Origin of the sequence: Microvirga calopogonii, assembly GCF_003347665.1 — a bacterium.
Taxonomy (GTDB): Bacteria; Pseudomonadota; Alphaproteobacteria; order Rhizobiales; family Beijerinckiaceae; genus Microvirga; species Microvirga calopogonii.
The window spans coordinates 19,454-44,501 of record NZ_QDGA01000029.1; the positions used below are offsets into that span (position 1 = coordinate 19,454).

The window sequence follows — 25,048 nt, forward strand, 5'->3', positions numbered from 1 at the left end:
TCCGGCACCTGAAGGGATTGAGATCCAGATGAGTTCGAGGCTCCCATGACCCGCAAGCGCGCCGATGTGGTTCTCGTCGAACGCGGCTTCTTCGCAAGCCGCGCCCGGGCGCAGGAGGCCATTGCGGCCGGCCTCGTGACCGTGAATGGGCTGGTCATCCGCAAGGCGTCCGATGGGGTGCCGGAGGAGGCCGTCATTACGGCCGAGCAGCCGCATCCTTACGTGTCCCGCGGCGGCGTGAAGCTGGCGGCGGCGCTCGATGCGTTCCACATCGACCCGAGGGACAAGATCTGCCTCGACATCGGTGCCTCCACAGGCGGCTTCACGGAAGTGCTGCTGAAGCGCGGAGCGACCCATGTCTACGCGGTGGATGTGGGACACGCTCAGCTCCACCCTACCATCGTGGGCAATGCGCGGGTGACCAATCTCGAAGGCACGGACGCCCGTTCGTTGAATGCCGATCTCGTCCCGCACGCAGCCGATCTCCTCGTGTCCGACGTGAGCTTCATCTCCTTGAAGCTCGTCCTGCCTCCGGCCATCGCATTCCTGAAGCCCCGGGCGGAACTCGCCGTTCTCGTGAAGCCGCAATTCGAGGCCGGACGCGATCACGTGAAGAAGGGCATCGTGCGCGACGAGGCAGTGCATCGCACCGTGTGCGAGGACCTGTCATCCTTCGTGACTTCCCTCGGCTTTGAGGTTATCGGGCTCATTCCGTCTCCCATCGAGGGCGGAGACGGCAACCGTGAATTTTTGTTGGGAGCCCGCCGTGGCTGAACAGGTCATCATCAGGCGCCTCGGCGCGAAAGCCGACGGCATCGCCGACACGCCGGCCGGTCCCGTCTTCGTGCCGAAGGTGCTGCCGGGCGAGACGGTCACCATCGAGCGCGACGGATCGCATGCGCGCCTCGTCAGTATCGATGTTCCATCGCCCGAGCGCGAGGTGCCGTTCTGCCCCTATTTCGACGAATGCGGCGGCTGCGCCACGCAGCACATGAAGCACGGCTTCTATCAGGCGTGGAAGCAGGAAACGCTCGTCCATACCCTGCGCCAAGCGCGGATCGAGGCACCGGTCGAGCCACTCATCGACGCCCATGGCGACGGACGCCGCCGCGTGACGCTGCATGTGCGCTTTCCCGACCGCGCCATGCATGTGGGCTTCATGGCACCGCGCAGCCACCAGATTATCGAGATCGCCTTCTGCCCCGTCACGGAACCCGCGCTGCGGGAGAAGGCGCCCTCCATCGCGCGCGCCATCGGCGAGCACCTGAAAGGCCCGCGCAAACCCCTCGACGTCCAGATCACCGCGACGCAGACCGGCTTCGACGTGGACGTGCGCGGCTACGGCCCCCTGAAGGATCCTGATCGTCTTCGCCTCATCGATCTCGCGGCCAGCCTCGACCTCTCTCGCCTGTCGATTCACGGCGATCTGATCGTCGAGCGGCGTCCTCCCGCCATCGTGATGGGTCGTGCCGCCGTCGTTCCACCCGCGGGCTCCTTCCTGCAGGCGACGCAACGCGGAGAGGAGATTCTGGCCGGCCTGGTCACCGAGGCGTGCGCCCGCGCCAAGCGCGTGGCCGATCTCTTTGCCGGCGCGGGTCCCTTCGCCCTGCGGCTCGCGGAGAAGGCCGAGGTGCACGCGGTGGAATTCGACAAGGGCGCGATGGTGGCGCTCGACAAGGCCGCCCGCGCCACGTCCGGCCTGCGCCGCATCACGACGGAAGCGCGCGACCTCTTCCGCCGTCCCCTGCTGACGCCTGAGCTCAACGCCTTCGACGCCGTCGTGCTCGATCCGCCGCGCGCGGGCGCGGAGGCGCAGGCGAAGCAGCTGGCCGTGTCGAAAGTCCCGCTCGTCGTCAGCGTCTCCTGCGACGCCGCCACCTTCGCGCGCGACGCCGCGATCCTGATGAGCAGCGGCTACCGGCTGGAACGCGTCGTTCCGGTCGACCAGTTCAAGCACTCGCCGCATCTGGAGGTGGTGGGGATTCTGCGGCGGGACGTGGTGAAGAAGCGGCGGTGATCCGATCGGTCGTCCGCCTATGTCATCACCGGCCTTGTGCCGGTGATCTCGATTGATCGAGGCGCAACACCGTCATTCCGGGGCCGCGCAGCGGAACCCGGAACCCATAAACACGATGGAAGGGGAGTTCTCGCGGCGGCGACGCCGCTCCATCTTCTTCACTGGTAGCGAGTATGGGTTCCGGGTTCGGCTCTGAAGAGCCGCCCCGGAATGACAGCGAAGCAACACAGATGGCGCCGCGCCTTTCCAATCGGGATGGCCGGGACAAGCCCGGCCATGACATCGTGGGTGTCATTCCCGGATGTAGCGCAGCGGAGGGGAAGGGAATCCATAGCGCTGAGCGTGTAGGTGGATCCCCTTCACTCGCCTTCGGCTCGCCAGGGATGACAGCAGAGCGCCTCTCCTAAAACAAGCTCCCCTGCTCATCCTCGTCGCTGGAGAGCGGCTTCTTCGCCTTGGGCTTCCTCTCCTTCACCGGCGCGGGTTCCGGTTCGCTCAGCGGCTCCATCAGCCCAGGATCATCGTTCTCGACCTTGTTCACGCGGCTCGAGACCGGCACGAGGTCGAGCCATTCGTCGGGACAGGGTCGCACGAGGCGCATCACGTCGGCGCGCTCGTCGCGGACATCGAGCCATGCGGCTATATCGTCCTCCGAGAGGATCACCGGCATGCGGTCGTGCACGGCAGAGAGCGTGCCGTTGGCATCGGTGGTGACGATGGCGGCGGTGTCGATTTCCGCCCCGTCCGGGCTCATATAGGTCTCCCACAGGCCCGCCATCGGCATGGGCTTGCGGCTGCGCGGGCGGATCAGGAACGGGGTCTTCTCCTTCCCCTCCCGCCGCCATTCATAGAAGCCGTCGGCGAGGAAGATGCAGCGCCGGCGTTTGAGCGCGGCCTTGAAGGTCGGCTTGGTCTCCAGCGTTTCGCCGCGCGCGTTGATGACGAGGGGAAAGTCCTTCGGGTCCTTCACCCAGGACGGCAGGAAGCCCCAGCGCACCAGCATGAAATGCCGCTCGCCGCGATCCTCCAGCACGATCGGGACCGGCTGCGTGGGAGCCACGTTGTAGCGCGGAGGGAAGTTCGGCTGCTCGGGATAGCCGAAGAAATCCCGAAAGGTCTCGGGAGGAAGCGTGATCGCATAGCGTCCGCACATGGTGGTTTCCTCTCGCTTTTCTTACATACCGCTGTCATTCCGGGGCCGCGCAGCGGAGCCCGGAACCCATAACCGCTGGCAATACAGAATGAAGTGCAACGCTGCGCGCCCATTCTTGAAACGTCGTGTTCATGGGTTCCGGGCTCTCGCGATTCTCGCCCCGGAATGACAGCGATTGCGTTTACAGCCACCGCTTCCAGCGGAAATAGAGATAAGGCAGCACGGCGGCGAGAACCATCAGCATGATGGCCCAGGGATAACCGAACTCCCAATCGAGTTCCGGCATGATCTTGAAGTTCATGCCGTAGAGCGATGAGACCAGGGTCGGCGGCAGGAAGATCACCGACATGACCGAGAAGATCTTGATGATGTCGTTCTGCTCGATGGTGACGAGGCCGAGCGTCGCGTCGAGCAGGAACTGGATCTTGTTGGACAGGAACGTCGCGTGTTCCTCGATGGATTGCACGTCGCGCAAAGCGGTGCGCCATTCCGTCTTGTAGCCCGCCGTCTTCTGCGGTCGCGGCATGCTGGCGGACAGGAACAGCAGCATGCGCTCCACCGATACCATGCTTTCGCGGACGTTGGAGATGACGTCGCCCTTGCGGCCGATGGATTTCAGCGCCACCCGATAGGAAGCCGCGCGGCGTGCGCCCCGCTTCTCGTTCTCGAAGATCGATTGCGACAGGCGGTCGATCCGGGTGCCGACGGTGCCCAGGATCTCGGCCGCGCGGTCGATGATGGTCTCGAGCAATCCGTCGAGCACCGCCTCGGGCTGGTGCCGGCAGCCCCCTGGCTTGACGGCGCGCGCCATGAACATGCTGAAGGAGCGCGGCTCGCCGTAACGCACCGTCACGAGAGCCCGCTCGGTCAGGATGAATGACACGTCGATCAGCTTCGGGTTGTCCGTATCGGAACTGCACAGGACGCGCGCGGTCATGTAGCGCGCGTTGTTCTCGTGATAGAGGATTTCGGAGGGCTCGATATCCGCCATCTCCTCCTTGGTCGGGATCTCGATGCTCAGATGGGCCTCGACCAGCCTGTCCTCGTCCTTGGACGGATCGACCAGGTCGATCCACAGGGCGTCCTGGGGGATCGGATCACCCGGCGGGAGCACCTGACGATCGAGGGACTCGCCCATCGGGCCCTTCGCCGGCGCCGGCCTGTGGATCACAATCATACGCGTACTTGCCCTTTGGAAGCCATGTCATGTCCGATCGATCCAGGCTTTGTACTCCCGAGAGAACGCCATGTCATTCCCGGCCTCATGTCGCCCATGATGACAGCCTCCCACGTCATGGCCGGCCCTGTGCCGGCCATCCCGATACGGGAAAGCGCAGCGCTCTACGGATCGGGATCACCGGCACGAGGCCGGTGATGACGTGAGAGGATATCCACAGGCCGGAGTAAAGCGGATGAACCTAACCCAAGGATGACAGGGGCGGCGTGTCGTCCGGGACGAAGAAATCGGGCGCGAGGGGCTGACTTGGATCGACCCGGTACTTCTCGAAATCGGTCACGCCCTCACCGTGCAGGAACACGTCGTCGATGAGGAAATGGCCCGAGAAGCTCCGTGCGGGCTTCAGGAAGATCGCATGAGCCGCGTCGGCCAGGATCTCCGGGGTGCGGCTCGCCTGCACGAGCGCATCGCCGCCGAGCAGGTTCCTGATCGCGCTGGTGGCGATGGTCGTGCGCGGCCAGAGCGCATTGACGGCGATCCCCTTGCCCCGCAGCTCTCCCGCAAGCCCGAGCACGCACAGGCTCATGCCGTATTTGGCCAGCGAGTAGGCCAGATACGGCGCGAACCATTTCTCGCTCATGTCGAGGGGCGGCGAGAGCATGAGGATGTGCGGGTTCTCGGCCTTCTCCAGATGCGGGATGGCGTATTTCGACACCATGTAGGTGCCGCGCGTGTTGATCTGGTGCATCAGATCGAAGCGCTTCATGTCGGTCTGCGGCGTCGGCGTGAGGCTGATGGCGCTCGCGTTGTTGACCACGATGTCGAGGCCGCCGAAGGTCTCGACCGTTTTGGCGATGGCGCCCTTGACGGCCTCTTCGTCGCGCACGTCGACCACGAGCGGCAAGGCCTTGCCGCCTGCCGCTTCGATCTCGTCCGCGGCCGTGTAGATGGTGCCGGGAAGCTTCGGGTGCGGCTCCGCCGTCTTGGCCGCGATGACCACGTTCGCGCCGTCCCGGGCGGCACGAAGGCCGATGGCAAGGCCGATGCCCCGCGAGGCGCCGGTGATGAGCAGGGTTTTTCCGTTGAGGGTCATGGGATCAGCCCGCCAGCGCGAGGTTTGCATCCTGCAGGAAGCCCGCTCCGCCCATCACCGTCTCCTCCAGGCCCTTGGCCCCGACCGCGACGTTCTCGGCGAAGAAGCGGCAGAGCGCGATGCGGCCCGCATGGGCCGGATCCGTGTCGCCGGCAGCCGCTTGCGCGTGCGCGGCGAGCGCCATCTCGGCCAGCGCCGTGCCGCCCTGCGCCAACGCGAACAGACGCAGGTAAGGCGTCGCACCGGCCAGGGCCTCGCCCTGCGCGTTGGACGAGACCGCCTGCAGCAGGAAGCCCGTGGCCCGGTCCAGGCTCTCGATCGCATCGCGCAGGCGCGGCGCGGTCGCCCCGAAGGCGGGCGTCCCCTCTTTCAGGAGCCGCGCGACCGTAGCGCGCATGGACGCGATCTGCGCCCGCACCGTCTCGCCGCCGGAGAGCGGCAGCTTGCGGGTGACGAGATCGATGGCCTGGATGCCGTTGGTGCCCTCGTAGATCGGCGCGATGCGCGCATCGCGGAAATGCTGGGCTGCGCCCGTCTCCTCGATGAAGCCCATGCCGCCATGGACCTGTACGCCCAGGGACGAAACCTCCACGCCGATATCGGTCGAGAAGGCTTTCGCCACCGGCGTGAGCAGGGACGCGCGGTCGTTCGCTTTCTTCCGGCGCGCCGGATCCTCTTCGAGATGCGCGCGGTCGATGGCCTCGGCCGTCATGTAGCAGATCGCCCGCGCCGCCGCCGTAAGCGCCTTCATGGTGAGCAGGTTGCGCTGCACGTCCGGATGCACGGCGATCGGGCTCATGCCCTCGGCCGCGCCGATGGCGCGGCCCTGCCGGCGCTCGTGGGCGTAGGCCAAAGCCTGCTGATAGGCGCGCTCGGCAATGGCGACACCTTGCAGCCCCACGGCGAGGCGGGCGTTGTTCATCATCGTGAACATGCAGGCGAGACCGCGATTTTCTTCACCCACGAGCCAGCCGATGGCGCCGCCGTTGTCCCCGAAGATCATCGTGCATGTGGGCGAGGCATGGATGCCGAGCTTGTGCTCGATGGAATGGCAGCGCACGTCGTTGCGCGTGCCGTCGGGCAGAAACTTCGGCACCAGGAAGAGCGAGATGCCCCGCGTCCCGGCCGGCGCGTCTGGCAGGCGCGCGAGCACGAGATGGACGATGTTGTCGGTGAGATCGTGCTCGCCGTAGGTGATGAAGATCTTCTGGCCCGTGATGCGATAGGTGCCGTCGCCAGCAGGCTCGGCCCGCGAGCGCAGGGCCGCGAGATCGGACCCGGCCTGCGGCTCCGTGAGGTTCATGGTCGCGGTCCATTCGCCGGAGACGAGCTTTTCGAGATACCGGCTCTTGAGGTCGTCGGAGGCATGCTGGACCATCGCCTCGATGGCCCCCATGGTCAGCACGGGCCCGATGCCGAAGGCCATGGAGGCGGCGTTCCACATCTCGACGCAGGCCGAGTTGAGGAGCGTCGGCAGGCCCTGCCCGCCGTAATCCACCGGACCCGGCAGCGCGTTCCACCCGGCTTCCGTCCAAGCCTTGTAGGCCTGCTTCCAGCCGGGAGCGGTGGTCACCGCGCCGTCCTTGAAGACGGCTCCATACCGGTCGCCTTCGCGATTGAGGGGCGCGATTACGTCGTTGGCGAAGCGGCCGGCCTCGTCCAGGATTGTCTCGGCCAGATCGGCGGACAGGTCGCCATAGACACCATCGGCCACGGCCCGGTCGAGGCCCGCCACATGCCGCATGGTAAAGACGATATCCGGAACAGGCGCGCGGTAGGTCATCAAGGTTTCCTCTCAAGCACGGGGCTTTTCATATTGACGCGTGTTCTCGCGCCGTTAAACCCGCCCGGCAAGGGCAAATACCCTGTCGGAAAAGGATAGTTTAGACGTGAACGATCACGGGTCAATGCGCCAAACGGAGCGTCTGGCGGCCGATGCGGCGGGTCTCGCCCGGGCGGCGGACATCCTGCGGCACGGCGGCCTCGTGGCCTTTCCGACGGAGACGGTCTATGGCCTGGGCGCCGATGCGACCAACGCGGAAGCAGTGGCCGGTATTTATGCCGCCAAGGAGCGCCCGAGCTTCAACCCTCTGATCTCACACCTGGACAGCTTCGAGTCCGCCAAAATCCAGGGCATGTTCGACGAGACGGCCACCCGGCTGGCGGAGGCCTTCTGGCCCGGTCCCCTGACCCTCGTGGTGCCGATCGCTCCCTCCTGCACTATCTCGGATCTCGCCCGCGCCGGCCTCGACAGCGTGGGCTTAAGGGTGCCTGCCCATCCCCTCGCCCATGCGCTTCTTCAAGGGACGGGCCGCCCGGTGGCCGCGCCCTCGGCCAACCGCTCGGGCCGCGTGAGCCCGACCGATGCGGACCATGTGCTGGGGGACCTCGACGGGCGGATCGACGCGGTGCTCGACGGCGGTGCCGCGCAGGTCGGCGTCGAATCGACCATCGTGTCGTGTCTGGGTGGGACGCCGCGCCTGCTCCGTCCGGGCGGCGTTCCCCGCGAAGCCATCGAGGCGCTGATCGGCGAAAAGCTCGGGACGGGCGCGGAAGCGGCGGGCTCCAGCCCGCTCGCACCAGGCATGCTGGCCTCCCACTATGCCCCAAGGGCGCAGGTGCGCCTGAACGCGACCAGCATCCGCCCGGGAGAAGCCGCCCTGCTCTTCGGCCCCAGCGCTCCTCAAGGCGTCGAGGCCGCCCAGGCCGCCCTGAACCTCAGCAAAAACGGCGACCTCGTGGAGGCCGCCGCTCATCTGTTTTCCTATCTCAGGCAGCTCGACGCTTCGGGCGCCGCGACCATCGCGGTGAGCCCCGTTCCGGAAACCGGCCTGGGCGAAGCCATCAACGACCGGCTGAGGCGGGCCGCAGCGGAGCGTTAGGCGCTCCATCGCACCACGTCATCACCGGCCCTGTGCCGGTGATCTCGATGCGAAATACACGGCGCCTCGCAGGCTAAAGATGGCCGGCACAAGGCCGGCCATGACGTGAGGGTTTTTACTTCGCAGCGAGTTTCGCGGCGATCTGGGCGACGTGCCGGCCCTGGAAGCGGGCGCCGTCGAGATCGATCTCGGTCGGTTGGCGCGAGCCGTCGCCGCCGGTCGCCGTGGATGCGCCGTAAGGCGAACCGCCGCGGATCTGATCGACACCCATCTGGCCCTGGAAGGAATAAGGCAGGCCGGCGACCACCATGCCGTGGTGCAGGAACACCGGCAGCGACGTGAGGATCGTCGCCTCCAGGCCACCATGCTGGTTGGCCGCGGAGGTGAACACCGAGCCCACTTTGCCGATGAGAGCGCCCTTGGCCCACAGGCCGCCGGTCTGGTCGAGGAAGTTCTTCATCTGCGCCGCCATAGTGCCGTAGCGGGTCGGCGTACCGATGATGATGGCGTCGTAGTCGGCCAACTCCTCGACGGTAGCGACGGGAGCCTTCTGGTCGGTCTTGTAATAGGCGGCCTGAGCCACCTCGGCCGGGACCAGTTCCGGCACGCGCTTCACCGCGACTTCGGCCCCGGCCTCGCGGGCGCCTTCGGCGACGGCATAAGCCATCTGCTCGATATGTCCCCAGGATGAATAGTACAGTACCAGAACCTTGGTCATGTGAACTCCGATCGATTGAGATTGGAATGCGGCGCCCGCCTTCCGGCTCGCATTGTCCTAGGCTGGAAGAGGGCCGCCGGCTGTTGTTGACGCGGGGGAGGATAATCTTTCCCCGCTGCAAAACCAGTGTTACCTTTGCAGGAGCTCTCTTGCGGGAATGCAAACCAATGACCAAGCAGCAGCATCTCGACTGGGACGATTTCAGGCTCGTGAAGATCATCGCCGAGGCCAGCGGGCTCGCCGGCGCCGCCGAACGACTCGGGGTCAACCACTCGACGGTCTTCCGCAGGCTCGGTCAAATGGAAGACAATCTCGGCGTCAAGCTCTTCGAGCGCCACCGCACCGGGTATGTCCTCACCCCGGCCGGGGAAGAGATGTCGGCGCTTGCCGAACAGATGGACGAGAACGTCACCGCCTTCACACGCAGGCTTGCGGGCCAAGCCGTGGCTCCGACGGGCGAGCTGCGGGTCACGACCAACGACACGCTCCTCGTCCATCTTCTGACCCCGATTTTTGCCCGCTTCATCACCGCCTGTCCCGAGATGCGGCTCGATGTGGTGCTCGCCAACCAGGCGCTCAACCTGTCCAAGCGTGATGCGGACGTGGCGATCCGTGCCACCGACGATCCGCCGGAGACGCTCGTTGGACGCCGCGTGGCGACGATTGCCTGGGCGATCTACGGGCGGGCTGCGGATTTTCCCGATGTCAGGGGAGCCGACGACGTGAACCTCACCGCTCTGTTCGACCGTCACTGGGTCGCGCTCGGCGACAATCTGGCGGCCATGAAGGCCGCACGTTTCGTGCGCGAGCACGTGGCACCGGAAAACATCGTCTACAAGGTCAACACGGTGCTCGGCCTCGCGGAGTCGGTCCAGGCCGGAACCGGCATCGGTCCCCTGCCCTGCTTCATCGCGGATGCAAAACCCGAACTCATCCGCTTGTCGGAGATCAAGCCTGAATTTTCCACAGGCCTGTGGCTCCTGACCCATCCCGACCTGCGCCAATCGGCTCGCGTGCGAGCCTTCATGGATTTCATGGCGGCCGAGATCACCAAGCAGAAGAAGTGGATCGAGGGAGTCGGCAGTAGGATACCGAGTCCTGTTCCGGCGGCTTGAGTGTTGATCTGCATTCGATTCACGACATCACCGGCCTCGTGCCGCTGATCGCGATCCAAGCAATGCAACCGTGTCATTCCCGGCCGGAGCGCAGCGGAGGGGAAGGAAATCCATCGCACGGCGCTTGATCGTGGATCCCCTTTCCGCACGTCGTGCATCGGGGAAGACAGCAGAGTGCTCCTGAAACCTCGATGACGAGCTAGCCGATCTCCACCACCACGCGCCCCTTGATCTTCCCTTCGACGATCTTTCTGCCCGCCTCCGGCGCCTGATCGAGCGGGATCGTCGAGGTCATGGCGGCGAGCTTTCCGTGATCGAGTTCGTGGGCGATCCGGTTCCAGGCCTCGACCCGCAACGCCTTGGGAGCCATGACCGAGTCGACGCCGAGCAGCGCAACGTTGCGCAGGATGAACGGCGCGACGGTCGTGGGAAGATCCATGCCGCCCGCGAGACCGCAGGCGGCGATCGCGCCGCCGTATTTCGTCATGGACAGCACATTGGCGAGCGTCGTGGAGCCGACCGTATCGATCCCTGCCGCCCAACGCTCCTTGGCGAGCGGCCGCGCGGGGCCGGCAAGCTCGCTGCGGTCGAGAATCTCGGCCGCTCCCAGGCCCTTCAGGTAGTCGGCCTCCTCGGGCCGCCCGGTGGAGGCGACTACGTGCCAACCGGCTTTCGCAAGCAGCGCCACGGCCACCGAGCCGACACCGCCGACCGCACCCGTCACGATGGCAGGACCACGATCCGGGCTCAGGCCATGACGCTCCAGGGCCATGAGGCAGAGCATCGCCGTATAGCCCGCCGTGCCGACGGCCATGGCCTGAAGGGGCGACAATCCTTGCGGGAGCGGAATCAGCCACTCGCCCCTGACGCGCACCTTCTCGGCATAGGCGCCAAGATGGGTCTCGCCCAAACCCCAACCGTTGAGCACCACCGCGTCGCCGGGCTTGAAATCGGGATTCGAGGACGTCTCCACCGTGCCGGCGAGATCGACGCCCGGGATCATAGGAAAGCGGCGCACCACCGGCGCCTTGCCGGTGACCGCGAGGCCGTCCTTGTAGTTCAGCGTCGAGTGCGACACGCGCACGGTGACGTCGCCGTCCATGAGATCCGCCTCATCGAAGGAACGGATCTCGACGCTTTGACCGGCTTCGTTCTTGTCGATGACGATGGCTTTGAACATGCTCATGGCATTTCCTCCCCGGCCCATTTGTGGCGCGGCGCATGATCGGGGCAAGAGGAAAGGTCATGGAGCTGATTCCACTTTCGTGGAATCAGCTCTCCTCTTTGCTTTGCGGCTTTCCTTGACGGTGAACCGGACCCGCTTCACCGAAAAATGCTCTGGCCCTTCGGAGCAGTCCGAACCTTACTCGGCTGGCTGCAGGGTCGGCCCGCGCTGCACGGGCTGTTCCTTGATCGGCAGGTTGATCACGGCGGAAGCAAGCCCCAGCACGACCGAGAGCCACCAGACCGCGCTGTAGTTGCCGTTGATCTCGTAGAGCAGCCCCCCGAGCCACACCCCGAGGAAGCCGCCGACCTGATGCGAGAAGAACGCGAAGCCGTAGAGCATGGCCATGTAGCGGGTGCCGAACATCAGCATCACGAGCGACGACGTTGGCGGCACGGTGGAGAGCCACAGAACGCCGATGGAGACACCGAACAGGATCGAGCTGAGAGGCGACGCCGGGATCAGGATGAACGCGGCGATCGCCACCGAACGGCCGAGATAGATCCAGGCAAGCAGCCAGCGCTTCGACATGCGGGTGGAAAGCCAGCCCGAGGCGAGCGACCCGACCGCGTTGGCAAGACCGATGGTGGCAAGCGTCCATCCGCCGACAGCCGCGGAAAGGCCGGCGTCCTTGAGATACGCCGGCAGGTGCACGGTGATGAAGGCGAGCTGGAAGCCGCAGGTGAAGAAGCCGAGCACCAGCAGCACATAGGAGCGATGCCGGAAGGCCTCCGTCAGGGCCTGTTTGATCGATTGATTGGGGACAGCGGCCGCTCCGGCCGGGGTCGAATCGCCGGTCGGCCTCGTGGCGAGCGCAAGCGCCAGGGGCATGACGATCAGGACGCTCGCGGCGAAGACCAGCAGGGCCTGGTGCCAGCCGAACGAATCGATCAGCACGTTGCCGATGGGCGGGAACAGGAACTGACCGAAGGATCCCGCCGCCGTGCCGGCGCCGAAGGCCATGGGACGCCACTTCTCGGGCAGGAGCTTGCCGAAGGCGCCGAGCACCAGATTGAACGAGCAGCCGGACAGACCGAAGCCGATGAGCACGCCGGCGCCGAGATGGAGCACACCCGGCGTGGTCGCATAGGCCATCACCACGAGGCCGAGGGCATAGAGCAGCGCGCCCGTGCAGAGCACCCGGAACGCCCCGAACCGATCCGCCACCGCTCCGGCGAAGGGCTGACCGAGGCCCCAGAGCAGGTTCTGGATCGCGATGGCGAAGCCGAAGGTATCGCGTCCCCAGCCGTATTCCGTGATCATGGGGAGCTGGAACAGGCCGGAGGACGCCCGTGGCCCGAAGGTGATCAGGGCGATCAGGCAGCCGCAGAGAACGATGAGTTCCGGCGAAACACGGGATCGAGCGGGAGAAGCGGACATGCTCACGGCCCTCAGGGGAGGCAACAAGGGTGCGCAGACTACTCCAACTCACGCATCAGCAACATTGAAAGTTTGTAGGCTTTGGTATGAGGAAACGTGATCGATGGCGGGCAGGAGTACGAGGCCCGCCATTTCCCGCGGACCTGTGACACCTTCAGATCACGAAGAAATCCTGGTGGCCGAGCTTCAGATTTTTACCCAGGGTGGCGATCTTCACCGGCGCGGCTGCGCCGCTGCCGTCCGAATCGTAGGATAGCGCGCCGGTTTTCCTGTCATAGACGATCCGGTCCTCCCGATCCTGCGCTTTCGCGGCGCGAACGAACATGTCGGCCTTGAGAGCTTTCGGGGCGGACATGCTGCCGGCGCCCAATTTGGTGAAGATCTTGTTCTCGAGCAGGATCGAATCATAGACCGGATTGAAGTCGTCGATCCGGTCGATGTTCGCACCCTTTCCGATCTTGCTGTCGAACACGAAGCTGTCCCGATCCGCACCACCGTAGAGCCTGTCGTTGCCCGCCCCTCCCTGGAGCGTGTCGTCGCCGGCTCCTCCAAGAAGCGTGTCGTCGCCGCCATTGCCCTTCAGCAGGTTTGCGGCGGAATTGCCCTGGAGCCTGTCGGCATAGCGTCCGCCGAACGCGTTCTCGATCGTCGCTCCGTTCGCGATCGTGTAGCCGCCCGCGACTCCATTTTCGCGGGAGATGAAGCCTCCCGCGTGGGGATCGCCCTGCAGCAGCGTCGCGGCGCGGAGATCGATCACGACTCCCGCATAGGCTCGCGCCGCCGTAATCGTGTCCTGTCCGCCCGCATCCCAGAGGCAGTACCATCCTCGCTCGTCGACGTCCCGATCCCACGTCGGCAGCCAATAGACATCGTCCCCCCGGCTCGTTTCCATGTTCTTCCCATAGAGAGCCTGCAAGGCGGCAATGTCGAAAGCCCCAAGCCCCGCCTGATTGCCGTAGGTCGTGTCATAACCGGCGCCGTCCCAGCCGGTGTTGTAGGACATGACCGTCCAGATGCCTTGGTTCAGACCGTATTGCCCGATCGAGATAGAATCGACGACACCTGGAAAGACGGTTGCGTCCTCGCTTGTCCCACCATCGTGCGGATGGGCCAGTCCCATGCCGTGTCCCAGTTCGTGCAGCACGGTGTTGAGCGCGTCGCCGCCGAAATAGAAGCTGTTCCATGTGGGTGCCGATGGGTCGAAATATCCCCAGACCTGCTGGCTGTCCGGCAATTCGTGCAGGCCGAGCGCATCGCCGGCCAGAGCCGTCTTCCACCAGACGATATCGGCGTCTGCAGCGGAATTGGCGAGTTCGAAAGTCAGGCCGCAGACGCTCGCGTAGACTTGCGTCGCATAATCGAAGGCGGACTTCTCGGTGTCGCCCCAGTTCCAAGCCGACGCGCCGCTCGTCAGAACATCGCTGGGTCCGTGAACGGTGCTTGCTGCCGCGAAATCCTCGCTCTGGCCGAACCAGACCTTGATCGGCCCACTCGCGGCGTTCCATGCCATGCCGCCCCAGATGAGGGAATCGACATAGGCATTGCCATAGCCCGAACCCGGAACAGAACTTCGGATGCTCGCCACGATGCCCTCACCTTCACGCCCGCCTGAAGGCTATATTACACCATTATGCCTTCTAAAGTGCCGAAGCACACGTCGAGGAATTCCTGTCAGGTCTGCCCGGGCTTGAGCTTGTAGAAGATGTGGCGACCGATCACGTCCATCTTCTTCAGGCGCCGGGCCCAGTAGGGCTTCACGTAATCCGCATGGTAATGGGTCGCGCCACCCACATCGGCCAGGTACGTCTTGCCTTCCAGCACGGCGCTCGCGACGGTCTTGGCGCGCTCCCAGGACTCCGTATCGCGAATCCGGAGAGCCTTGCCCTCGCAGGCGAAGGTGAACTGGCAGGCGAGATGGCGGTGGCGGTTCTGGTAGACGACGCCGCAGATGCTGGACGGATATAGTCCGCTCTTCACCCGGTTGAGCACCACCTGGGCCACGGCCGCCTGACCTTCAAGGGGTTCGCTGCGGGCCTCGAAATAGACGGCCTCGGCGAGGCAGCGCTGCTCCTTGCTGATGTTGTCCGGATCGATCAGGTCGGCATAGCGCGGACGATCCGCATCGTCGCCCTTCGGCAGGATGGTCAGGGCTCCGTAGCCTCCACGGTCGAGGCGCGGCGATTGCAGGGACACGGGAGCCGCCGCAATTTCAATGGGTGTCGCCTCGACCGGAGCCGGGGTCGCCGAAGACAGGGCGATGGCGCGCTTCACCATGGGGGTCGTCGGGCTCGCCGCGGCTCCGGTGGAGCCGGCCGCGGCGGCGGCCGGCGACTGCACGGAGGTGGTCTGGCGCGTCGTGGTGTATTCGGGCGTTTCCCAGGGCTCGAAGACCTGTTCGGTCTCCGGTGCTTCGAGCTGGCCCTCCATGAGGACGGTCGGCGGCAGGAGCCGCTCGTCGTGGCTGTAGAGCAGCCGTGCGCCGGTCGCATGCTCGAGCGTGGGACGCAGTTGCTTGGCCCGGCGGGACAGGGTGGCATGCGGTGCCACCAGCGGGCTTCCCTTCAGCGCGCGGTCAACGACGGGATCGGGTCCCGCATCGGCCTTCCTGTCGGCCTTGAGGGGCTCTGAATCGGCCGTCTCATCCGGCAGGTCATAGCGCGGCATGGAGCGAAGGATGTCGCGGTCGATCCCAAGCTTCCCATCGGCGATGGAGGCCCCTGTGGGGGGAATGAGCGCGGTCTCGACGAGGCGGGCGGTCGCGCTGCGCGGCGTGAAGCTGACGCCGGAATGCAGGTCGTTGCTGGCCGAAGCCGTGAACGAGATCAGGAGGCCGGTCGCCAGCGCCCAGGGAGCCGTCGTGGCGCAGATCCATTTCACTCGAGAACGACGATACGGAAGACGCACGCGCAACACCCTGCAAAAACTCATGAACATCACGGAGCATCCAGCAGGAGGGCTCCGATGTCTTAAAGTTATCGCGGGTTAAGGTTGATGGGTGGTTAAGGCAGGTCTCCCCTCACCCGGCCATGACTGCGGCAGCCTGACGCTTCTCGGCCAGGCGCCGCAAAGCCGACGCCGTTTCCGGATCGGCCGGGAAGAACGCTTCGATGGCGAGTTCCGAGAGGGTGACATCGACGGGAGTTCCGAAGATCGTCGTGGTGCTGAAGAGCGTCAGCACTCCTTGGTCTGTCTGGATTTGAAGCGGCACGACGATGCCCGCATAGTCGTGGGTCGTCTTGGAACCACGCGCGGCCGCATCCGGGGTCGGATAGGCTCGCAATTCCTCGATCAGCGCGGCCAGAACCGCATCGCCCGTCGCATCCACCTGACGATGCAGGCGGTGGACCAGATGGTTGCGCCATTCGGTGAAGTTCACGATGCGCCGCGCGAGTCCGGCCGGATGGATGCTCAGGCGCAGGACATTGACGGGCGGCTTCATCAGGGCCGGATCGACGTCGCCGATCAGCGACACGAGAGCATCGTTCGCCGACACGAGCGACCAGTGCCGGTCGACCGCAAGAGCGGGATAAGGATCGTGGCCCTTCAGCACGAGATCGACCGCCTGACGCATGCCGGCAAGGGCCGGATCGTCGAGGGAACGCTGCGAATAGACCGGCGCGAAGCCCGCCGAGACCAGCATGATGTTGCGCTCGCGCAGGGGCATGTCGAGTTTCTCCGCAAGCAGCAGCACCATCTCCCGGCTCGGCTGCGAACGGCCCGTTTCGAGGAAACTCAGATGCCGCGTGGAAATCTCGGCTTCGAGCGCGAGATCCATCTGGCTGAGGCGACGGCGCTGACGCCATTCACGCAGGTAATCGCCCACATGTCGATCGGTGGTCACGGGTCGGGTGCTCGCTGTTGTCATGAGGGGACCATAACGTGACGTGCGCTCATCTTCCATGACCTCGGAGGTAATCGACTGCGCTCACACCTTGCGAAATCCTGCATCCACGGTTGAGGCATTCAGCCGACCGATGACAGGAGTTAGCCATGATGACGATCCATTCCTCCCCGCTTCTTCGCCAGGCTCTGGTGGCCGATGCCACGACCAGTGCCGCCTTCGGCCTCATGCTGCTGATCGGCGCCGGAGCCCTGAGCGGCATCTTCGGCCTGCCCGAAACGCTCCTGCGCATCGCCGGCCTCGTTCTCCTGCCCTACGCGGCTTTCATCGGCTGGCTCGGTGTGCGGGAGCAGATCCAGAAGCCGGTGGCATGGGCCGTGGTGCTCGGCAACGCCTTGTGGGTTCTCGACAGCGCCCTGCTGCTGGCGAGCGGTTGGGTATCGCCCACAAGCGCCGGCTATGCCTTCGTGATCGCGCAGGCGCTCGTGGTGCTGATGTACGCGGAATTCCAGTATGTCGGCCTGCGGCGCTCGACGGAAGCGATGGCGTAATCATCCGCGCTTAGCGCGCCGTCCCTTCCACTTGCGAGGAGGGAAGAAGGATGAGAACCCTGCGCCGAACTAAAATTTCAATCGGCCTTTACACGTCATCACCGGCCTTGTGCCGGTGATCTCGCTTATCCAGAGCGCGGTGCTTCAAGCAATCGAGATGGCCGGCACAGGGCCGGCCATGACGAGAGGGACTATCTCCTCGCGTCCCGCCCGTTGAACGGGATCGGCTTGATCTCCGCCAGATCCACCGTCTCCAGACAACGCACGTTGATCGCCGCCATCGCCTCGCCCGTCGGCTGCTTGCCTTCGCCGAAGGTGGCCGAGCCGCAGGTGGTGCAGAAACGGTGCTGGATGGTGTGCGTGTTGAACGTGTAGGTGGAGAGATCCTCCTCGCCACGGATCAAGGTCAGGGCGCCGCGCGGCACGAAGGTGAGCAGATAGCCCTTCCGGCTGCAGATGGAGCAGTTGCACTCGATGACCTGATCGAGGTTCGTCTCAACCTCGTACGCCACCTTGCCGCAATGGCACGAGCCTTTGTGCAGCGCCATTCCCACTCCCCCCTCTTCGACGTTGTCAGTCCAACGCTATCATCAGGGTCACGATCAAACCAGCGCCGAGCACCGCCACGAAGCGGTCGCCCATGGTGAGCGGTTTCGCCTTGCCCTGAGCCGCTAGCTGGCCGATTGCGAGATCCAGGATCAACGACACGGCGAAGGGCCACGCGGCGGGCGGCACGGCCATCTGCTGCCAGGCCGGATTGAGACGCGCGAAATATCCGAGGACGATGCCGGACACCAGCACCGTCCCGATATAGAGCAGGCGAGAGCGAGACAGGATCATTTAAGCCTGGCTCGCGGCCTTGTTGCCCAGCGCCGCCTGCGCGGCGGCAAGACGCGCGATCGGCACGCGGTAGGGTGAGCAGGACACGTAGTCGAGCCCGACCGACTGGCAGAAATGGATCGACGCCGGATCGCCGCCGTGCTCGCCGCAGATCCCGAGCTTGATCCCGCTCCGGGCCGTCCTGCCGCGCTCGGCCGCGAGCTTCACCAGCTCGCCCACGCCTTCCTGATCGATGGTCACGAACGGATCGGCCGGCAGCAGGCCTTTCTGCGTGTACGGGCCCAGGAACGAGGCCGCGTCGTCGCGCGAGATACCGAGCGTCGTCTGCGTCAGATCATTGGTGCCGAACGAGAAGAACTCGGCCGATTCCGCGATCTCGCCGGCGCGCAGCGCGGCACGCGGCAGCTCGATCATCGTGCCGACCTGATACTCGACCGTCACGCCGCGTTCCTTCGCCACCGCTTCCGCCATGGCGACGATGCGCGCCTTCACGAGGTCGAGCTCCGCCTTCGTCATCACGAGCGGCACCATGACCTCCGGTACAACCGGCCGGCCGGTCTGCTGGCCGGCTTCCACCGCCGCCTCGAAGATGGCGCGCGCCTGCATCTCGGCGATCTCCGGATAGGCGACCGCCAGGCGGCAGCCACGGAAGCCGAGCATCGGGTTGAACTCGTGCAGCTCGATGGCGCGGCGCTTGAGCTTGTCGACCGAGGCGTTCATGGCCTTCGCCACCTCCTGCATCTCCTCGTCCGAGTGCGGCAGGAACTCGTGCAGCGGCGGATCGAGCAGGCGGATCGTCACGGGCAGGCCGCTCATGATCGTGAAGAGTTCGACGAAGTCCTGGCGCTGCATCGGCAGCAGCTTCGCGAGCGCCGCCCGACGGCCGGCCTCATCGTCGGACAGGATCATCTCGCGCACCGCCACGATGCGGTCGCCCTCGAAGAACATGTGCTCCGTGCGGCACAGGCCGATGCCCTCCGCCCCGAAGGTGCGGGCGGTCCTTGCGTCGAGCGGCGTCTCTGCATTGGCGCGCACCTTCATGGTCCGCACCGTATCGGCCCAGCCCATCAGCGTGGCGAACTCGCCCGACAGCTCCGGCTCGAGCATTTTCACCTGGCCGAGCAGTACCTGGCCGTTGGAGCCGTCGATGGTCAGCACGTCGCCCTTCTTCAGCGTCTGGCCGGCGACGGTGAGCGTCTGCGCGGCATAGTCGACGCGGATCGAGCCGGCACCGGACACGCAGGGCTTGCCCATGCCACGGGCCACCACCGCCGCATGCGAGGTCATGCCGCCGCGCGTCGTGAGAATGCCCTCGGCCGCGTGCATGCCGTGGATGTCCTCCGGCGAGGTCTCGACGCGCACCAGGATGACTTTGTTCCCGGCCTTCTTCGCCGCTTCCGCATCGTCCGAGTTGAACACGATCGCGCCCGAGGCGGCGCCGGGCGAGGCCGGCAGGCCCGAGGCAAGGATCTTGCGCTCGGCCTTGGGATCGATGGTGGGATGCAGCAGCTGGTCCAGGGCTGCGGGCTCGACGCGGGTGATCGCCTCTTCCTGGGTGATCAGGCCCTCGGAGGCCAGCTCCACGGCGATGCGCAAGGCGGCTTTGGCCGTGCGCTTGCCGTTGCGGGTCTGGAGCATCCAGAGCTTGCCGGTCTCGACCGTGAATTCCATGTCCTGCATGTCACGGTAGTGCTTCTCGAGGATGCCGTAGATGCGCACCAGCTCGTTGTAGGCCTCGGGCATCGCCTGCTCCATCGAGGGCTTGTCGGAGCCTGAGGCGATGCGGGCCTTTTCGGTGATGTCCTGCGGCGTGCGGATGCCCGCCACCACGTCCTCGCCCTGGGCGTTGATCAGGAACTCGCCGTAGAGCTCCTTCTCGCCCGTCGAGGGATTGCGGGTGAACGCCACGCCGGTGGCGGAGGTCTCGCCCATGTTGCCGAACACCATGGCCTGCACGTTCACGGCCGTGCCCCAACTCGCCGGGATGGCATGCAGCTCGCGGTACTTGATGGCGCGGTTGTTCATCCAGGAGCCGAACACGGCCCCGATGGCGCCCCAGAGCTGCTCCTGCGGCTCCTGCGGGAAGGGCTTGCCGAGTTCCTTTTCGACGAGGCTCTTGTAGCGCGGCAGGATCGCCTGCCAGTCCGCAGCGGTCATGTCGGTATCGAGCGTATAGCCCTTGCGGTCCTTGTACTCGTCGAGGATCTCCTCGAAGTGGTGGTGCTCGAGGCCGAGCACCACGTTGGAATACATGGTGATGAAGCGGCGATAGCTGTCATAGGCGAAGCGCTCGTCGCCCGCGCCCTTGGCCAGTGCCTGGACGGTGACGTCGTTGAGACCGAGATTGAGCACGGTGTCCATCATGCCGGGCATGGAGGCCCGGGCGCCGGAACGGACGGAGACCAGAAGCGGATTGGCGGCATCGCCGAAGGTACGGCCGGTGAGCTTGCCGACATAGGTCAGAGCGTTCTCGACCTGGGTTTTCAGCTCCTGCGGATAGGAGCGCTCGTGATCGTAGTAATAGGTGCAGACCTCGGTCGTGATGGTGAAGCCCGGAGGCACCGGCAGGCCCAGATTGGACATCTCGGCCAGATTGGCCCCCTTGCCGCCCAGCAGGTTCTTCATCCCCGCCTGGCCCTCGGCCTTGCCATCCCCGAAGGTGTAGACCCACTGCGTCATCGCTCGATCCCCTGGCTCTGAATACGCCCTGCTGCAGCGCAGGTGTTGGCTTGAAACATGTGGCGCCCAAACGCAAGCTGAACAGCCGAGGTTCCTGGAAAATTCAGGAGGGGCGGGTCTCCTATAGGAATTTACCCGTCTTCCTCGCCATGCCCGGACTTGTGCCGGGCATCCACGCCTTCCAAGCCTCAAGACGTGGATGGCCGGGACGAGCCCGGCCATGACGAAGAGAGCAAAGAAAAATGGCCGGGACATGCCCGGCCATTATGATCTTCCCGAACTCAGGTTCAGACCCGATAGCGCCCGTTGCGCTTCACGTAGACCGTCGTGCCGACGGGAACGCGCTCGTAGAGGTCGGCCACGTCCTCGTTGAGCATGCGCACGCAGCCCGAGGAGACCTGCTCGCCGATGCTCCAGGGCTCGTTGGTGCCATGGATGCGGAAGAGGATGTCCTGGCCGTTCTGGTAGAGGTAGAGGGCGCGGGCGCCGAGCGGGTTGTCGAGACCGGCTTCCACGTAGCGCGGCAGCTCCGGCTTGATGCCGACCATGGTCTTGGTGGGCGACCAGTTGGGCCACACGCCCTTGCGGCCGACGGACGCGATGCCCTTCCAGGAGAAGCCCTGCTTGCCGACGCCGACACCGTAGCGGATCGCCCTGCCCTCCGGCTCGACGAGATAGAGCATGCGCTCGTCGATATCGACCACGATGGAGCCCGGCTTCTCGGGACCTTTGTACTCCACCGTCTGGCGGGCGTATTTCACGTCCATCCTGCGACGGTCGACCAGCGGGATGTCGTGCGGCTTGTCCGGCATGGTGCCGATATACCAGGCGGAATCGTCCGTCGCGGCAACCTCGTTGGGTTGTTGCTGGGCAGTCTGGCAGGCAGCGAGGGGCGCGCTCAGGAGAGCGGCGATCAGCAGGCGTCGAATCATGGTCACTCAACCAAGTGAATCAGTTGCCGCCTACCTAGGGCGTCGGTGGCGGCTTGGCTGTGCCCCCCGCGCAACACCTTAACATGAATTAACCCCGCCGCCCTCTCGAGGGATTGTCTCCAAAGGAGTGGAAACATCCCTCTTTCGAGGCAGACAAGGAGGTTGGGACAGGCGACGCTGCTATCCCTCGATGCGGGAGAAATCCGCCACCGTGCGGGTCGCTTCGCGGATGTCGTTGAGAAGCCGCAGCCGGTTCGCCCGGAGGTCTGCGTCCTCCGCGTTGACGGTCACCTTGTCGAAGAACGCATCCACCGGCTGGCGCAGCCGCGACAGGGCGCGCATCGCCCCCTCGAAATCCTCCGCCTCGATGGCGGTCTTCGCCTCTTCCTTGGCGCCGTGGAGAACCACGGCCAGCGCCTTCTCCTCGATCTGCCCCTGATCGTTCACGATCTGGAGGTCGGGTGCCTCGCTATAGGCGCGCCCGTCCTTCTTCTCCTCGATGCGCAGGATGTTGGCCGCCCGCCGATACCCCGCCAGCAGATTCCTGCCGTCCTCGGTGTCGAGGAAGCGACCGAGCGCCTCCACGCGGCGCACGATCATGAGCAAGTCGTCCTGCCCTTCCAGGGAGAACACCGCATCGATGAGATCGTGACGCGCGCCCTGGTCCCGGAGATAGACTTTCAGACGGTCGGCGAAGAAGGAGAGGAGGTCGAGCGCGCGCACATACATGATGCGCGCGAGGCTCTCGGAATTCCCCAGCTGTCGTTGCCGGAAAATGGATTCGAGATCCGGAAGGGTCGGATGAGCGACGAGCCCGGCGATGGCACTGTCGTCGATCGCCTCGACGAGCTTCTTGGCCTGCATGAACTCTTCGAAGAGAACATCCTTCGCATCGCGGGCAAAGGGCTTCGCGAGCAGGGAGATCAGCGGCAGCTTGAGATTGTTCTCGAGCACCAGCCGGATCACGCCGAGCGCCGCGCGGCGAAGCGCATAAGGATCCTTCGATCCCGTCGGCTTCTCATCGATGGCCCAGAAGCCGACGAGCGTATCGATCTTGTCGGCGAGCGCCACGGCAACCGACACGGGATCGGTCGGCACGCGGTCGGAGGGGCCGAGAGGCTTGTAATGTTCCTCGATGGCCGCCGCGACGGACGGGTGCTCGCCCTGCAGCGTCGCGTAGTAGCGACCCATGAGACCCTGCAGCTCGGGGAACTCGCCCACCATCTCGGTGACGAGGTCGGCCTTCGCAAGACGCGCTGCGCGCTCCGCCAGCGCCGGATCGGCGCCGACGATGGGCGCCAGTTCCTTGGCGAGCGCCGCGATGCGCTCCACGCGCTCGTACTGTGTGCCGAGCTTCTCGTGGAACACGATGCTCTTGAGCTTCTCCAGCCGGTCTTCCAGCTTCACCTTCTGGTCCGTTTCCCAGAAGAATTTCGCGTCGGACAGGCGTGCACGCACCACGCGCTCGTTGCCGCCCACGATGGTCCTGCCGCCGTCGCCGGCGATGAGGTTCGACGTCAGCAGGAATTTGTTGGCGAGCTTGCCGGTCGCAGAGTCGCGCAGCACGAAGCATTTCTGGTTCGCGCGGATCGTGGTGCGGATCACCTCTGGCGGAATGTCGAGAAACGCCTCATCGAACGAGCCCATGAGCACCACGGGCCACTCAACGAGACCCGCGACCTCTTCGAGCAGGCCTTCGTCCTCGACGAGGTCGAGGCCCTGCGCGAAGGCGAGGTCCTTCGCGTCGTGCAGGATCATGTCCTTGCGGCGGTCCGTATCGATCACGACCTTGGCGCGCTCCAGCGCCGGAGCGTAATCGTCGAACCGTTTCACGCGGATCTCGTCGGGAGCAAGAAAGCGGTGCCCCCTCGTGACATCGCCCGATGCGATTCCGTCGATCTCGAAGCGCACCACCTCCGGGTCCTCGGTCTCCGGCCCGAAGGTGCAGATGACGGAATGGAGCGGGCGCACCCAGCGCAGGCTTCCGGGCTCGCGCGAGGCCGCGCCCCAGCGCATGGATTTCGGCCAGGGGAAGTTCTTGACGATGCCGGGCAGGATTTCCGCCAGCACGTCCGGCGTCGAGCGGCCGGGCTTCTCGATCACGGCAACGTAGAACTCGCCCTTCTTCGGATCGCTCTCGATCTTCGCCTGGTCGATGGAGGAGAGCCCCGCCCCCTTCAGGAAGCCCTGGATCGCCGCATCGGGCGAGCCGACGCGCGGACCTTTGCGCTCCTCACGCACGTCCTGCCCCTTCACCGGCAGCCCAGCCACATGGAGCGCCAGGCGCCGCGGCGTGGCGAAGGCTTTTGCGCCTTCATAGAGGAAGCCACGCTCCACGAGCGCATCGGTCACAAGCTTCTTCAGATCCTCCGCCGCGCGGCGCTGCATGCGGGCGGGGATTTCTTCGGAAAAGAGTTCGAGGAGGAGATCGGGCATCGGAGAACTTTATGTCTGAGGGAAGTCAACGGATGGGGACGGCACTCAAGCCGCCACGCCTCCGCCCTCGGTCTTCAGCCATGCCGCGCCGCAGGCCTTCGCCAGTTCGCGGACGCGCAGGATGTAGCTCTGGCGCTCGGTGACGGAGATCACGCCGCGGGCGTCGAGCAGATTGAACACGTGGCTGGCCTTGATGCACTGGTCGTAGGCCGGCAGCGCCATGAGGTGGCGGTTGTCGTTGGAGCCGGGCTTCGGCTCGCCGTCCGCAAGGTATTTGCGGCAGGCGGCCTCCGCGTCGCGGAAGTGCCGGAACAGCATCTCGGTGTCGGCATATTCGAAGTTGTGGCGCGAATATTCCTGCTCGGCCTGGAGGAAAACGTCGCCATATGTGACCTTCCGGTCGCCGTCGAGCCCGTTGAAGTTGAGGTCGTAGATCGATTCCACGCCCTGAAGATACATGGCGAGGCGTTCGAGGCCGTAGGTCAGCTCGCCCGCGACCGGCGAGCATTCGAAGCCCGCCACCTGCTGAAAGTAGGTGAACTGGGACACTTCCATGCCGTCGCACCAGCATTCCCAGCCGAGCCCCCAGGCGCCGAGCGTCGGGCTTTCCCAATCGTCTTCGACGAAGCGGATGTCGTGGACGCTCGTGTCGATGCCGATGGCCTTGAGCGAGCCGAGATAGAGTTCCTGCAGGTTCGGCGGGTTCGGCTTCAGGATCACCTGGAACTGGTAGTAGTGCTGGAGCCGGTTCGGGTTCTCGCCATAGCGTCCGTCCTTGGGGCGGCGGGAGGGCTGCACATAGGCGGCCCGCCAGGGCCTGGGCCCCAGGGCCCGCAGGGTGGTCGCCGGGTGGAATGTGCCCGCGCCGACCTCCATGTCGTAGGGCTGGAGGATGACGCAGCCCTGTTCGGCCCAGTAGCGCTGGAGGGTGAGGATCAGGCCCTGGAAAGAGCGCGCAGGGTTCATATGCGCGGGTTCGCTCGTCATGTCGGCGTCCGGTTGGTCTCGA

21 protein-coding genes are annotated in these 25,048 nt (G+C 65.3%); 5 read left to right on the top strand and 16 right to left on the bottom strand.

What is annotated here, in order from left to right:
* Nucleotides 1-45: 45 nt before the first annotated feature.
* Together DDF70_RS19750 and DDF70_RS19755 are read left to right on the top strand one after the other, a co-directional pair.
* The gene (locus DDF70_RS19750; RefSeq protein ID WP_114946556.1) at nucleotides 46-774 is read left to right on the top strand and encodes a TlyA family RNA methyltransferase; all 729 of its coding nucleotides are present in this window, start codon (nucleotides 46-48) and stop codon (nucleotides 772-774) included.
* Nucleotides 767-2,017 (top strand): class I SAM-dependent RNA methyltransferase, encoded by a 1,251-nt coding sequence (locus tag DDF70_RS19755; RefSeq protein WP_114946557.1) that lies wholly within the window; start codon nucleotides 767-769, stop codon nucleotides 2,015-2,017. The genes DDF70_RS19750 and DDF70_RS19755 overlap by 8 nt, the downstream gene beginning before the upstream one ends.
* Nucleotides 2,018-2,420: 403 nt before the next feature.
* Here the strand turns inward: DDF70_RS19755 and DDF70_RS19760 are convergent, their stop codons facing one another.
* From DDF70_RS19760 to DDF70_RS19775, 4 genes are all read right to left on the bottom strand, one after another.
* The gene (locus tag DDF70_RS19760; protein ID WP_114946558.1) at nucleotides 2,421-3,170 is read right to left on the bottom strand and encodes an SOS response-associated peptidase; all 750 of its coding nucleotides are present in this window, start codon (nucleotides 3,168-3,170) and stop codon (nucleotides 2,421-2,423) included.
* Nucleotides 3,171-3,351: 181 nt separating this feature from the next.
* On the bottom strand, nucleotides 3,352-4,347 hold the full coding sequence (locus DDF70_RS19765) for a magnesium transporter CorA family protein (RefSeq protein WP_114946559.1): 996 nt from the start codon (nucleotides 4,345-4,347) through the stop codon (nucleotides 3,352-3,354).
* A 241-nt stretch (nucleotides 4,348-4,588) separates the two neighbouring features.
* Nucleotides 4,589-5,440 (bottom strand): SDR family oxidoreductase, encoded by an 852-nt coding sequence (locus DDF70_RS19770; RefSeq protein WP_114946583.1) that lies wholly within the window; start codon nucleotides 5,438-5,440, stop codon nucleotides 4,589-4,591.
* Nucleotides 5,441-5,444: 4 nt separating this feature from the next.
* A complete protein-coding gene (locus tag DDF70_RS19775; RefSeq protein WP_114946560.1) occupies nucleotides 5,445-7,223 on the bottom strand; it encodes an acyl-CoA dehydrogenase family protein in 1,779 nt (592 codons plus the stop codon).
* A gap of 124 nt (nucleotides 7,224-7,347) precedes the next feature.
* Between DDF70_RS19775 and DDF70_RS19780 the strand changes: the two genes are divergently transcribed.
* On the top strand, nucleotides 7,348-8,322 hold the full coding sequence (locus DDF70_RS19780; RefSeq protein WP_114946561.1) for an L-threonylcarbamoyladenylate synthase: 975 nt from the start codon (nucleotides 7,348-7,350) through the stop codon (nucleotides 8,320-8,322).
* A gap of 115 nt (nucleotides 8,323-8,437) precedes the next feature.
* Here the strand turns inward: DDF70_RS19780 and wrbA are convergent, their stop codons facing one another.
* Complete coding sequence (gene wrbA / locus DDF70_RS19785) at nucleotides 8,438-9,040, bottom strand: NAD(P)H:quinone oxidoreductase (protein ID WP_114946562.1); 603 nt, start codon at nucleotides 9,038-9,040, stop codon at nucleotides 8,438-8,440.
* 167 nt (nucleotides 9,041-9,207) lie between these two features.
* Between wrbA and DDF70_RS19790 the strand changes: the two genes are divergently transcribed.
* The gene (locus DDF70_RS19790; RefSeq protein ID WP_114946563.1) at nucleotides 9,208-10,155 is read left to right on the top strand and encodes a LysR family transcriptional regulator; all 948 of its coding nucleotides are present in this window, start codon (nucleotides 9,208-9,210) and stop codon (nucleotides 10,153-10,155) included.
* A 199-nt stretch (nucleotides 10,156-10,354) separates the two neighbouring features.
* Here the strand turns inward: DDF70_RS19790 and acuI are convergent, their stop codons facing one another.
* The 5 genes from acuI to DDF70_RS19815 all read right to left on the bottom strand — a co-directional run bounded on the left by acuI (nucleotide 10,355) and on the right by DDF70_RS19815 (nucleotide 16,625).
* Nucleotides 10,355-11,341, bottom strand: coding sequence for an acrylyl-CoA reductase (NADPH) (gene acuI, locus DDF70_RS19795; protein ID WP_114946564.1), 987 nt, complete (start codon nucleotides 11,339-11,341; stop codon nucleotides 10,355-10,357).
* A gap of 177 nt (nucleotides 11,342-11,518) precedes the next feature.
* Nucleotides 11,519-12,760 carry an MFS transporter gene (locus DDF70_RS19800; protein ID WP_114946565.1) on the bottom strand — a complete coding sequence of 414 codons (1,242 nt, stop codon included), beginning with the start codon at nucleotides 12,758-12,760 and terminating at the stop codon, nucleotides 11,519-11,521.
* Between the two features lie 154 nt (nucleotides 12,761-12,914).
* Complete coding sequence (locus tag DDF70_RS19805) at nucleotides 12,915-14,345, bottom strand: M10 family metallopeptidase C-terminal domain-containing protein (protein ID WP_114946566.1); 1,431 nt, start codon at nucleotides 14,343-14,345, stop codon at nucleotides 12,915-12,917.
* Nucleotides 14,346-14,431: 86 nt separating this feature from the next.
* A complete protein-coding gene (locus DDF70_RS19810; RefSeq protein ID WP_114946567.1) occupies nucleotides 14,432-15,694 on the bottom strand; it encodes a cell wall hydrolase in 1,263 nt (420 codons plus the stop codon).
* A gap of 82 nt (nucleotides 15,695-15,776) precedes the next feature.
* The gene (locus DDF70_RS19815; RefSeq protein WP_114946568.1) at nucleotides 15,777-16,625 is read right to left on the bottom strand and encodes a helix-turn-helix domain-containing protein; all 849 of its coding nucleotides are present in this window, start codon (nucleotides 16,623-16,625) and stop codon (nucleotides 15,777-15,779) included.
* Between the two features lie 125 nt (nucleotides 16,626-16,750).
* Between DDF70_RS19815 and DDF70_RS19820 the strand changes: the two genes are divergently transcribed.
* Nucleotides 16,751-17,152: a hypothetical protein gene (locus DDF70_RS19820; protein WP_114946569.1), complete on the top strand. Its 402-nt coding sequence runs from the start codon at nucleotides 16,751-16,753 to the stop codon at nucleotides 17,150-17,152.
* A gap of 191 nt (nucleotides 17,153-17,343) precedes the next feature.
* Here the strand turns inward: DDF70_RS19820 and DDF70_RS19825 are convergent, their stop codons facing one another.
* The 6 genes from DDF70_RS19825 to DDF70_RS19850 form a co-directional block, all read right to left on the bottom strand.
* Entirely contained in the window at nucleotides 17,344-17,700 is a 357-nt protein-coding gene (locus DDF70_RS19825) for a GFA family protein (protein WP_114946570.1), read from the bottom strand.
* A gap of 25 nt (nucleotides 17,701-17,725) precedes the next feature.
* The gene (locus DDF70_RS19830) at nucleotides 17,726-17,992 is read right to left on the bottom strand and encodes a hypothetical protein (RefSeq protein WP_114946571.1); all 267 of its coding nucleotides are present in this window, start codon (nucleotides 17,990-17,992) and stop codon (nucleotides 17,726-17,728) included.
* A complete protein-coding gene (gene ppdK, locus DDF70_RS19835) occupies nucleotides 17,993-20,671 on the bottom strand; it encodes a pyruvate, phosphate dikinase (protein ID WP_114946572.1) in 2,679 nt (892 codons plus the stop codon).
* Nucleotides 20,672-20,958: 287 nt separating this feature from the next.
* Nucleotides 20,959-21,603: a L,D-transpeptidase gene (locus DDF70_RS19840; protein ID WP_114946573.1), complete on the bottom strand. Its 645-nt coding sequence runs from the start codon at nucleotides 21,601-21,603 to the stop codon at nucleotides 20,959-20,961.
* Between the two features lie 180 nt (nucleotides 21,604-21,783).
* Nucleotides 21,784-24,039, bottom strand: coding sequence for a glycine--tRNA ligase subunit beta (gene glyS / locus DDF70_RS19845; RefSeq protein WP_114946574.1), 2,256 nt, complete (start codon nucleotides 24,037-24,039; stop codon nucleotides 21,784-21,786).
* 45 nt (nucleotides 24,040-24,084) lie between these two features.
* Nucleotides 24,085-25,026, bottom strand: coding sequence for a glycine--tRNA ligase subunit alpha (locus DDF70_RS19850; protein ID WP_114946575.1), 942 nt, complete (start codon nucleotides 25,024-25,026; stop codon nucleotides 24,085-24,087).
* Between the last annotated feature and the right edge of the window lie 22 nt (nucleotides 25,027-25,048).